This window comes from Granulicatella sp. 20925_1_28 (assembly GCF_041433575.1).
In the GTDB taxonomy this organism is placed as follows: Bacteria; Bacillota; Bacilli; order Lactobacillales; family Aerococcaceae; genus Granulicatella.
On the sequence record NZ_JAPWBS010000002.1, the window covers coordinates 1 to 12,021 of the forward strand.

At 39.5% G+C, this 12,021-nt stretch carries 9 protein-coding genes; all 9 read right to left on the minus strand.

All coding sequences use genetic code 11. From position 1 onward, the window contains the following. Positions 1 to 275 precede the first annotated feature (275 nt). Complete coding sequence (locus O3793_RS01585; RefSeq protein WP_371445106.1) at positions 276 to 1,610, minus strand: amidohydrolase; 1,335 nt, start codon at positions 1,608 to 1,610, stop codon at positions 276 to 278. Between the two features lie 158 nt (positions 1,611 to 1,768). Continuing rightward, positions 1,769 to 2,854 carry a polyamine ABC transporter substrate-binding protein gene (locus tag O3793_RS01590; RefSeq protein ID WP_371445107.1) on the minus strand — a complete coding sequence of 362 codons (1,086 nt, stop codon included), beginning with the start codon at positions 2,852 to 2,854 and terminating at the stop codon, positions 1,769 to 1,771. 27 nt (positions 2,855 to 2,881) lie between these two features. Then, positions 2,882 to 3,904: an ABC transporter ATP-binding protein gene (locus tag O3793_RS01595; protein WP_371445109.1), complete on the minus strand. Its 1,023-nt coding sequence runs from the start codon at positions 3,902 to 3,904 to the stop codon at positions 2,882 to 2,884. Positions 3,905 to 3,914: 10 nt separating this feature from the next. After that, positions 3,915 to 4,694, minus strand: coding sequence for an ABC transporter permease (locus O3793_RS01600; RefSeq protein ID WP_371445111.1), 780 nt, complete (start codon positions 4,692 to 4,694; stop codon positions 3,915 to 3,917). After that, entirely contained in the window at positions 4,687 to 5,523 is an 837-nt protein-coding gene (locus tag O3793_RS01605; protein ID WP_371445113.1) for an ABC transporter permease, read from the minus strand. The genes O3793_RS01600 and O3793_RS01605 overlap by 8 nt, the downstream gene beginning before the upstream one ends. Before the next feature lie 701 nt (positions 5,524 to 6,224). Beyond that, entirely contained in the window at positions 6,225 to 8,645 is a 2,421-nt protein-coding gene (gene pheT, locus O3793_RS01610) for a phenylalanine--tRNA ligase subunit beta (RefSeq protein ID WP_371445114.1), read from the minus strand. A 13-nt stretch (positions 8,646 to 8,658) separates the two neighbouring features. After that, positions 8,659 to 9,714 (minus strand): phenylalanine--tRNA ligase subunit alpha, encoded by a 1,056-nt coding sequence (pheS, locus tag O3793_RS01615; protein ID WP_371445116.1) that lies wholly within the window; start codon positions 9,712 to 9,714, stop codon positions 8,659 to 8,661. A gap of 310 nt (positions 9,715 to 10,024) precedes the next feature. After that, the gene (locus O3793_RS01620) at positions 10,025 to 10,990 is read right to left on the minus strand and encodes a glycosyltransferase family 2 protein (RefSeq protein WP_371445118.1); all 966 of its coding nucleotides are present in this window, start codon (positions 10,988 to 10,990) and stop codon (positions 10,025 to 10,027) included. Further along, positions 10,977 to 12,011, minus strand: a complete 1,035-nt coding sequence (locus O3793_RS01625; RefSeq protein WP_371445120.1) for an acyltransferase family protein — start codon at positions 12,009 to 12,011, stop codon at positions 10,977 to 10,979. Before O3793_RS01625 ends, O3793_RS01620 begins: the two co-directional genes overlap by 14 nt. Between the last annotated feature and the right edge of the window lie 10 nt (positions 12,012 to 12,021).

Consider the following 12,021-nt stretch of genomic DNA (forward strand, 5'->3'; position numbering starts at 1 on the left):
TCATATATGATAATTTCATCGTCTCTCCTTCTCTAGCGAGCGTAGAAGAAGTATTAGCACTTAAAATAATGAGAATATCAAGTTCAAGGATTACAAAAAGATTCAGTTTATTGAAAGAATAGTGGGAATAGCATTGAAACGAATAAGACGGAGTAAGGAATTTATTCCCTACTCCGTCTTATTCGTTTCAAAGGTGAGAGACACCGGCTCGAGCCGGTGCCCCACTATTACTCTTTCAATATAAAACTGATTCTTTAAAGTAATCCTTGAGTTCCTTATTCGAATGCCAATTGGGCGGATAGTTCTACCGCGCGCGCTTCAAAGGCCCCCATCTCCTCTTTCAACGCTCTTTGCAGCCCTTCTAGCGAACCGTTCTCTAGCTTCTTGCCTTCCACAACTCTTTCTCCATTAATCCACACATTTTGAACATTAGAGGCATTGGCTGAATACACCAAGGCCGCATATGCATCATGCACAGGGAACATATTCACAGAAGAGGTTTCAACAAGAACGATATCTGCTTTCTTGCCTGCTTCAAGCGTGCCAACTTCCTCATCGAGCCCTAACGCTTTTGCCCCGCCTCTTGTTGCCAAAGCCACGATTTCTTTGGCAGGGAACGTGCTACGGTCCTTCAGATGCGTTTTATGGAAATTAGCTACCATTCGCATTTGTGTAAATAAATCTAGCGTATTACCACTACTTGGGCCGTCCGTTCCTAATCCAACGGTCACTCCATGGTCTAGTAAACTTCGAATCGGTGCGACTCCTTTGGCAGACTTCGTATTAGCACCAATACAATGAACCACGCTGACTTTTGGATACTTAGCTAGAATCTCGACATCGGATTCCGTCATTAGTATTCCGTGCGCCAGGATAACCGGCACTTCAAAAAATCCAAGTGACTCTAAAAATTCGATTGGTGTTTGGTTATAGGTTTTACGGAAATAATCCATCTCGTAAGTCATCTCAGAAACATGGAGCGTAATAGGAACTTGGTTTTCTTTAGCAAACTCAAGAATCGCTCTCATCACTTCTTCCGTATTTGTATTCGGCGCATGAGGGGCAATTAATGGATGTACAAGTTCATCCCCTTTCCATTTATCAACAAACGTTTGGGTATACGCTAAAGATTCATCTGTATTTTTACTATCGGGTGTCTTCATATCGATAATCGTTTCGCCTACAAGAGAACGCATCTTCATGTCTTTGGCGACTCTCGCAACGGCGTCTTCAAAATAATACATATCACACATCGCAGTCACCCCCGCCAGCTGCATCTCTGCAATCGCATAGGCCGTGCTCTTGGCGATTAACGGTTCATCGACCACTTCTTGTTCTAGCGGAAATAGGAAGCGTCTGAGGCGGTCTGGGCAATCGTCTCCTAATGAGCGGAAAGGAATCATCCCGCAATGCGTATGAGCGTTCACGAACCCAGGAAGCAGGATTCCACCATGCGCATCTATCCACTGATCTGCCTTACTCTCCTCAAATTGATCCATCGCACCAACGTCAACAATCGCGTGCTCCTCGATCACTAAGTACCCACTTCGGTACTCTGTAAAGGCATCATCCATCGTTAAAATCCATGCATTTTTATAACCGATTCTCATTACTGCCACTCCCTTTCCTGTCTTCTTTATTCTAATTGAATTCCATTATAAGAACAATCAAAACTCGCATTAGAAGAACAAAGCCGCCAGTCTAACAACTATCTAGCGGCTTCGTCTACTCTTTATTCTGATCTGTCCTTAAATAGAATTCAAAAATCCTATTGGTTTAAGATTTTATTCCATTGATCAATCCAAGATTTAAGGTTTTCGTTTACAAGTTTGAAATCAACTGTTTTCGCACGTTTTGCAACGTCCCCATAAGTCATTGTTTTCACTTCGTTGTCTGCTAATTTTACATCTTTATTAACAGGAGCTTCACTCAATGATTTTGCTTTTACAGCTTGGTTTTCAGCGCCGATACGGAAGTTAACATATTTGTACGCATTTTCTTTGTTTTTCGCATCTTTAACGATGTTTACTGTATTGTAGTTTGCATAAGTTCCAGATTCAGGAACAACAGAAACGACATTGCTATTTGCTTTTTGTACAGTTGGAATTGCAAAGTCTACAACGACTGCCACTTGCACTTCGCCTGCTTGGAACATATTTGCTAAGTCACTTGATTTAGAATATGTTTTAACGATATTTGGTTTTAATTCTTCAAGTGCTTTGAAGGCTGCTGCCCCTTTATCGTCTTTAAGAGCTTTTCCGCCTTTATCAGCCGCTACAGATAAGAATAATGGACCACCTGTTGTTGTGATATCAGGAATTGCCACTTTACCTTTCAAATCTTCTGACCATAAGTCGCTCCAGTCTTTAATTTCACGACCTAATTTTTCTTTATCGTAAACAATCGCAATACTGTTAATAGAGAATGGAATTCCTCCGCCGTTTTGGAACACTTCTTTAGCGCCATCTGTTAATAACGCAAGGTTTGGAATTTCTTTTTCAGTGACTGTTTCAAATAATCCTTCAGTTGTTCCTTTCGTAGAACCTGATTGTGATAATTCGATAACGTCGATGTTGCTTCCGCCGCTTTGAACTTTTGTTAAACGTTCTGAAGCATTCCCAACTTCTAATGTCACTTTAACGCCATTCGCTTCGGCAAATGGATTGATGATGTCGCGCTCAACGATATCTTGGCTTAATCCGAATGTGGATACGACTAATTCAGTTGAAGCGCCCTTTGAAGCATCTCCACCTGCTGTTGTGGCATCATTTTTTGGTAAATTCGCTTGGCTATTTCCGCAACCTGCTAAGACTAATAACGACGCTACTGCAATACCTGCAATTGATTTTTTCATGTGTGTACACTCCTTAATTTTTTTATTTTATAACACAATGACATGATCTTTAGGGAACGCTAGAGAGACTTTCGTTCCAACTTCTAAAACGGCTGGGTTGTTCACAAGAAGCACGCCCACTTCCGTTTTTACTTCATACTGATACGCTTTTCCAATAAAGGTTCTTACTAAAATTTCGCCTGGAAGAACACCATCGCCCTCATTCAAGAGTTCGATATGGTCTGGACGAATCGTTACCGTCACATCGCCTTCTTTAGCATGTTCCAACGTTTCAAGAGCAAGTCCATTCGACAATTGAACTGAATTTCGGTCTTGCACTGTTCCTTTAATGAAGTTTTCAAATCCAATAAAACGAGCGACAAACTCAGTGGTTGGATGTTGATAAATTTCTTCAGGAGTCCCGTATTGTTCGATAATCCCATTATTCATAACGGCCACCTTATCCGAGATTGAAAAACATTCCTCTTGGTCGTGCGTTACGAATAAAGTCGTAATCTTGAATTGTTGCTGGATGCGTTTGATTTCTAGACGCATTTGCAGTCTAAGTTTGGCATCCAAGTTACTTAACGGTTCGTCGAGTAATAAGAGTTTTGGTTCAATAACAAGTGCTCTGGCAAGGGCTACACGTTGTCTTTGCCCTCCTGACAGTTGTTTTGGATAGCGGTCGCCAAGTTCTGCTAAGCCACACACCTCAAGCATTTTAGCGACTTTCTGGTCCATCACTGTTTTACTTTCTTTTCTCACTTTCAATCCGAACGCTACATTTTCAGCCACTGTTAAATGCGGGAATAATGCGTAGCTTTGAAATACCATCCCGAATTGACGATGGTGCACAGGGACTTTTGTCATATCCTCACCGTCTAATTCAAAGGTACCGCTATTTTGATTAAGGAGTCCCGCTACAATTCGAAGCGTCGTCGTTTTCCCACAACCACTCGGGCCGAGCAAGGAAACTAATTCCCCTTTTTCAATCGATAAATTCAAATCTTTTAAAATATGATGCTTATTATCATAGATCATATTTACATCTGTTAATTTTACAAATGACATATCTTTCTCCTTATGAAATGGAAGCTAAGCCCAACGTTTTTTCAATCGCAATCATAATCCCCATCGTTACAAACATTAAAATCACCGATAATGCCGAAACAGATGGATCGTAGTTGAATTCCATGTAACTTAATAAAGTCGTTGGAAGCATGGTCACTCCTGGACCTGATAAGAACATCGAAACAGGAACGTTATTGAATGAGTTCACGAACGCTAGCATGAACGCCGCGAAAATTCCTGAAGTGATATTTGGTAAGAGCACCGTCGCAAAAGCTCTCTTCTTCGTACATCCAAGCGTCCAAGCAGCCTCTTCCATCGAAACATCAACTTGTTCCATACTAGAGCCAACAACACGAATCACATATGGAATACTAATGAGGAAGTGGCCAATGAGTAATCCCGGTAGAATTGGGAATTTAAAACCCACAACAATCATTTGATAGAGGGAATACCCTACGACAATCCCAGGAATCATCGTTGGCGATAAGAAGAAATCCTTTATTAACTTCTTCCCTTTAAAGTGGTCTCTGGATAATACATAAGCAGCTGGCACCCCAATGACTAAAGCAAGAAGTGTTGCCACAACGCCCACTAATAAGCTGAGTTGTAAGCTCGACATAAAGGCTTTTGACGTAAGCGCCATAATGTACCAGTCGATGGTAAATCCTTTAATCGGGAAGGTGATAATCGCTTCTGTCCCAAAGGAAGTAATCACGATAATCACGAGTGGTAAGAATAGGAATAAGAAGACAACAGTCGCAATCATCGTTAGTAGTTTATTTTTACGCAATGTCTCCACCTCGCTTATCCATCGATTTCGCTAAGAGATTCAATGCCTTCATCACGGCAAATGTAATCACAATCATGACAAGCGCAATCACACTCGCACTAGTCCAATCACCAAGCGTTGTCGCGCGTTGGTAAAGTAATGTCGCTAACATCATCTTTTTATTTCCACCTAATAATTGTGGAGTTGTGTATGCGGTAAGTGTCCCTGTAAACACGAGAATACTTCCGACAATCATCCCTGGTAGCGACAATGGCAAGATAATCTTGAAGAAGCCTTTTAAAGGACTAAGCCCAAGCGTTGCCGCTGCTTCTAGCAAGTCATCATCAATATTTTCTAAAACACCCACCAGTGTCATAATCATCGTCGGTAAGAATAAATAAACCGAACCGATAATAATCGAGAAGTCAGTATATAAGAGTGACATTGGCTCATTAATCACACCGAACATCGTTAGTAAATTATTGATTACTCCGTTTTTACCAAGAATCGTAATCCATGCAAAGCTTCGAATAACAGAGTTTGTTAATAGTGGGAATAGCGTTAATGCAATCAGAATCCCTCTCCATTTCTTCGATACGCCAGAAATGACGTATGCTGCAGGCAATCCTAAAACAGCACAAAAAATAGTAACGATCAAGGAAATACTAAGCGTACGTCCTAACACCGCCATAAAATAGGAATCTTTGAAAAAATCAATATACAGTTGCAAAGAAAAACTACTTTCTGGGAAAACTGTTGGAATCAAGCTACTTAGCAACGGAAGGACTAAGAAAAAGCACAATAGAACAATCCCAGGAAACAGCAACGTATATCGAACGTTCTTTTTCATAATACATCTCCTTGTTCGTTTTTAGACTTATATTATACGTCTAATTTTAAAGTTTTTCAATACAGTTTTCAAAATTTCCAAACAAATTTTTATATACCCTCTATTTAATTCGTGTTTAAATCCCTTTTCAACCCGCAATTACCAAATATGGTAATTACCATATTTGGTAATGTCCTCTTCTCTCCTTCCATCTCAACGAGCGTAGAACAACATGAGTGCCTTTTAATAAGCTAACTGACCAAAGTTCAAGGATTACAAAAAAGAATCAGTTTATTGAAAGAATAGTGGGAAAAGGATTGAAACGAATAAGCTGGAGTAAGGAATTTATTTCCTATTCCAGCTTTGAGGCTTCAAAGGCGAGAGACACCGGCTCGAGCCGGTGTCCTTTGTTCTTCTTATTTTACGAGCGCAGAAGAAGTATTAGCACTTAATAAACTAATACAATAAAAAGTACGAAGATTATCTATCTAATGTATAAAAACAAAGATTACCTCGGTTTCTATAATAACAACAATAGCGACTAGTAACCGATGCGAATTAGATTCTCTTGAAAATTTATTTTCTAGAGAATCTTTGAGGCTCGGTAGGAACTGAGACGCAAGGCTCAATCCGGTACAGCTATTGTCGTTATTATGAAGATAACCAAAGGTAATCTAAGTTTTTATAGTACTACATAAAATAATCTTCGTACTGACTTTATTTTATCGAATAGATACGTTTTCTAAAGCAACTAATGCTTCTTCTACGCGAGTCATGGTGGACTTAATAACATCCTCTTCCAACGTCGCATTGCGGTTCACAAACAATAATGAATACGCTAATGATTGGAATCCTTCTGGCACGTGTTCCCCTTTATAAACGTCGAATAACGTTACTTTCGATAAGAACTCACCCGCATTTGCACGGATGATATCTACTAACTCAGCATGTGTTAATGAAGTTGGTGCTAAGCTGGCGATATCGCGTGTCATGCTTGGATATTTCGCAACAGATTGAATCACCGCTTCTTGTAAGTTAGCTGCAAGTAATGGTTCCACATCTAACTCGAAGACGAATGTGTCTTGTAAGTCTAATGCTTTTTGAACGGTTGGATGAACTTTACCGATTAAACCAATCGCTTCGCCGTCTAAAAGAATGCGCGCTGTTTGTCCTGGGTGTAATTCTTCGATGTCTGTTAAAGGTTCGAAGCGGACGCGATCTAAGCAGTCAAGTTGCGCGAAGTACTCTTCTAGAATTCCTTTTACCACATAGAAATCAACTTTCTCTGCTTTATGGTTCCAGTTCGCACTTGTCACATCTCCAGTTAAAATACCTGCAATGACTTCGTTCTCAATGAAATCTTCATTGCCAGCAGCACCTAGTTTGAATACACGGCCTACTTCGAATAATTTCACGTTGTTTTGTGAACGAGCTACATTGTATTGAACGGCTTCTAATAAACTTGGTAATAGTGATTGACGTAATTCGCTACGATCTTCACTCATTGGCCAGCTTAAACGCACGCTTGTTGCATCTTTCTTCGTAAACCATTTTGCTTTCTCTGGAGTTGTTAATGCGTAAGTGTACGCTTGTGAAAGTCCAGCCCCTTGCATGAATTGACGAGTGTAACGGATGAAGCGTTGTTTATCTGTTAAGCCACCCACTGTACTTTCAGTTGTTGGTAATGTTGCAGGAATCTTATCGTATCCGTAAATACGACCCACTTCTTCTACTAAGTCTGCTTCGATAGAAATATCAAATCTCCATGCAGGGATTGTCACGTCGAAACGTGTTCCTTCTACAGTTGTTGGATATTCTAATTGCGCAAATACTTGTTTCACTTCATCTAGAGTTAAGCTTGTTCCTAAAACGTGATTTAAGCGTTCTAGAGTGATGCTCACAACTGGTAATTCTAAATCATAGCTTTGTGCAGAAGCAAAGGCCTCTTTCACTGTTCCGCCGCCAAGTTCAGCAATCAATGCTGCAGCTCGTTTTCCAGCTTGAACGATTGTCGCTTTGTTAATGCCCTTTTCAAAACGAGCACTAGACTCGCTACGTAAGTTATGTTTTTGTGATGCTAGACGAACCGCTTTAGGATCGAATAAGGCTGCTTCTAATAAGACTGTTGTTGTCTCGTCAGAGATTTCAGTGTCTAAACCACCCATGACCCCAGCTAATGCGACTGGTTGGCCGCCTGAAGTAATCACGATTTCGTTTTCTAATGTACGTTCTTCACCATCTAAAGTCACTAATGTTTCGCCTTCTGTTGCGCGACGAACATGGATTTCTTTTTCAGGTAATTTATTGTAGTCAAATGCATGAAGCGGTTGACCGTATTCCATTAAAATGTAGTTTGTTACGTCTACTAAATTATTGATTGGTCGAACGCCTGCTGCGATTAAACGGTTTTGCAACCATTGTGGACTTGGAGCCACTTTAACGCCTTTGATTAAGAATGCGTGGTATGCAGGAGCGTCTGCTTCGTTTTCTACAGAAACTTTGACAACGCCTGGAATTTTAGAAGAAGTTCCTTTTTCGAATGCATCTGGTTCTAAATTGTTCTTCAAGTTGTAAATCGCACCGATTTCGTGAACAGAACCGCGCATGCTTAACGCGTCAGAACGGTTAGCAGTGATATCAAGTTCCACGATTGTTGAATCAAGCGCTAATACATGAACTGCGTCGCTTCCCACTTCGATGCTATCATCTGTGAAGACGTAAATCCCATCTTCGTATTCTTTTGGTACTAAGTTACTTGGCACACCGATTTCTTGCAATGAACAAATCATCCCTTGAGATTCTACGCCACGTAATTTTCCACGTTTAATTTTATGACCGCCAGCAATGCGTGCACCGTGAGTCGCCACGATAATCTTTTGGCCTGCTGCAATGTTTGGAGCGCCACACACGATTTGAAGCGGCTCGTCAGCTCCTACTTCAACAGTTACAACGTGTAAGTGATCTGAATCTGGATGGTCAACGACTTTGGTTGCTAAACCAACCACTAGTCCTTTTAAGCCCTCGCCTGGAACCGTTACGCTATCGACTTCGATCCCCGTACGAGACATTTTTTCTCCTAATTCTTGAGGAGTAATTTGTGATAAATCAATATATTCATTTAACCATTCGTATGATAATTTCATGTTCTTCCTCCTCTTATGATTCTTTCGTAAATTGGCTTAAGAAACGCACATCGTTTGTATATAATGAACGAATATCATCAATCCCATATTTCAACATGGCAATACGGTCTTGACCTAACCCGAAGGCAAATCCACCGTAGACAGTTGAATCCACACCGGCAGCTTCAAGGACGTTTGGATGTACCATCCCACTACCTAACACTTCAATCCAACCTGTTCCTTTACATACAGAACAGCCTTCGCCACCACATTTGAAGCAGCTAATATCCACTTCTAGAGATGGTTCAGTGAATGGGAAGTAACTTGGACGAAGACGCACTTCACGGTCTTCCCCGAACATTTCTTTGGCAAATGCCGAAAGAGTTCCTTTTAAGTCTGACATCGTAATATGTTTATCGATAACAAGACCTTCGATTTGATAGAACTGATGTGAGTGAGTCGCATCATCGTTATCACGACGGAATACACGACCCGGACTTAACATCTTCAATGGACCTTTTGTAAAGTCATGTTTTTCCATTGTACGAGCTTGTACTGGAGAAGTTTGTGTACGAAGTAAGTACTCAGGAGTGATGTAAAATGTATCTTGCATATCACGCGCTGGGTGATCTTTTGGCAAGTTCATCATCTCAAAGTTATAGTGGTCTGATTCCACTTCTGGCCCTTCTACTACTTGGTATCCAAGGCCGATGAAGAAATCTTCTACTTGGTCTTGAACGTGCGCTAATACGTGCGCAGTTCCACGTTCGATTGGACGTCCTGGCATTGTGATGTCAATTGTTTCAGATTGTAAAGTTTCTTCTAACGCTTTTGCTTCAAGCACTTCTTTAACAGAAGCGATTTTTTCTTCTAAGACAGAACGTAATTCATTGGCAAGAGCTCCCACTTTTGGTTTCTCTTCGTTGGCTAAGTTTTTAATGTTTTTAAGAACTTCTGTGATTGGTCCTTTTTTCCCTAATTGTTGTACACGAATTTGATCAAGCTCTTTTAAGTTTGTTACTTCTTCTAATGAAGCAAGCACATCTTTACGAATCGCATCAAACTGTACTTTCATTTCTTCTAAATTCATTGTATTCCTCCTTATAAAAATAAAAATCCCTTATAGCCATAAGACTATAAGGGACGAAATTTCGCGGTACCACCCTTGTTCCTTGAGACCTGCTCAAGACACTTGGACGCTGTTAACGGGGGCGACCCGAACCATTATTCATCAGTGAATCCCAATGGTCACTCCGGAAGTGAAAAGTTTGAAACGTGACTTGGAAGACTTGCAGTCAGGATCTTCCTCCCTGAAAAGCTTTGTTAAAAACCCTTTTCCATCAATGTGTTTTCTATATATGCTTTATCCTATCATAATGCCGTGAAAATGAAAAGGAAAATTATTCATTTTCATCATAGGTACGTTCCCCAATAATATATCGAGGACGCTCTTTGGCTTCTAAATAAATCTTACCGATGTATTCCCCGATAACACCAAGACTGATTAATTGTACACCACCAAGTAGACTTACAATGGCATATGTACTTGCCCAACCAGCAACAGAGTTATTTGAGAATTTAGCCCAAAGCACCCAAATGATAAGAGCAAAACTGAAGAACGACGTCAATACACCAATCGCAGTAATAATTCGAATTGGTTTAATGGATAAACTTGTAATTCCATCAATCGCTAATCCAAGCATTTTTGACAATGGATAGTGACTTTCTCCAGCAATTCGTTCATGACGTTTGTAAGTCACATAGGAATACTTAAAGCCTACAAGTGGCATAATCCCACGAAGGAATAAGTTCACCTCTTTGAATTTCTTTAATTCTTGAATAAAACGTTTAGAGACGAGACGATAGTCCGCATGATTGAAGACAACGTCCGCACCAAACAGATGCATCACTTTATAGAATCCTTCAGCCGTAATTCTCTTAAATGCAGAATCAGTTTCACGATTGTCACGAACACCGTATACAATCTCTGAACCATCTTTATATTCAGCCACCATTTTATCCATACAGTTGATATCATCCTGGCCATCCGCATCAATCGTAATAACGATATCTGCAAATTTCGCAGCTTCATCCATCCCTGCTAAGACACTACTTTGGTGCCCACGGTTTCTGCTTTGTGCAATCCCAACAACATGACTATTCTCTTTTGCATATTGTTGAATCAATTCCCATGTTTTATCTTTACTACCATCATTGACATACATCACTTTACTGTTTGGATGCACTTGTCCACTATTGATTAAAGATTCAATCTTCTCAATAAACATTGGATTCGTATGAGGTAATACTTTTTCTTCGTTATAACAAGGAATAACAATATATAAAATTGGATTATTTCTGTTCATTCTTCTCTCCTATCATTTTTAAACCAAAAGGAAAATTGGTCCCTCTGAAAATTTGTACAATGATTTCACATCCCAAAACAGCTAAGACTGTTGTGAGGGCCGCTGAAACATATCCATTAACAAATATGCCCGTATATTTAGCTGCTAATTGAGCTACTAATTTTTCAGCAAGTACAAGAACAATTGGTGAATGTACACCATAATAAATTAAGGTCTTTTTCCCAATTGATTTAAACCACTCTGCTTCTGGAATCACTTTGAACAAAGTAATTGTAGCCCAGATTCCTGCTATTGCAGAAATATAAAATAACAAATGATTTCCAATTTGTTGGTAGTATAAATCAACTCTGAAGCCACTTAGTTTATAGTTTAGTAACCCTACTGCAATACTGATGACAGTAGCAATCGGTAAAAACTTAAGAGTTAGGTACTTTTCTACCTCTGTTAAATGTTTCCTTGTAAGGACTCCTAACAAAATAAAAATAGTTGCTACTGGAACTAAGTCCCAATTCCAGATTAAATACCAGTTAGACTCATACGCTTTTTGTCCTACAAATACAAGGAACAGTAAGGTAATCGCAACACCTATTTGCAAATTTTTATTCCGAGCATATTTTAAAACAAAATAACATACAATTTCAGATAAAAACAATACATTTAAAAACCATAATTGGAAATAAATATGCAATCTATCCGATAATATCAATTGTTTTGCAAATTGAATCAGATTAAAACTTAGAACTTGATCAGGATATAAAATAAAGAGTTGCACTAAAAACACAAATACATTCATGAGAAAGAATGGAACAACAATCCCTTTAAATTTATTCCAGAAAAAACTTGTAAAGTTCGTATACTTATCAATTGAAAATGTAAAACCAGACAAGAAGAAAAACAAAGGAATATGAAATAAATAAAGAATAGTTTTCCCCGCTCCAGGCGTAAAGGATATATGCCCAATAATTACTAAAATAATGGCTAATCCTTTCGCCATATCAATATAGCCAATTCGCTTTTTCATATACCTCTCC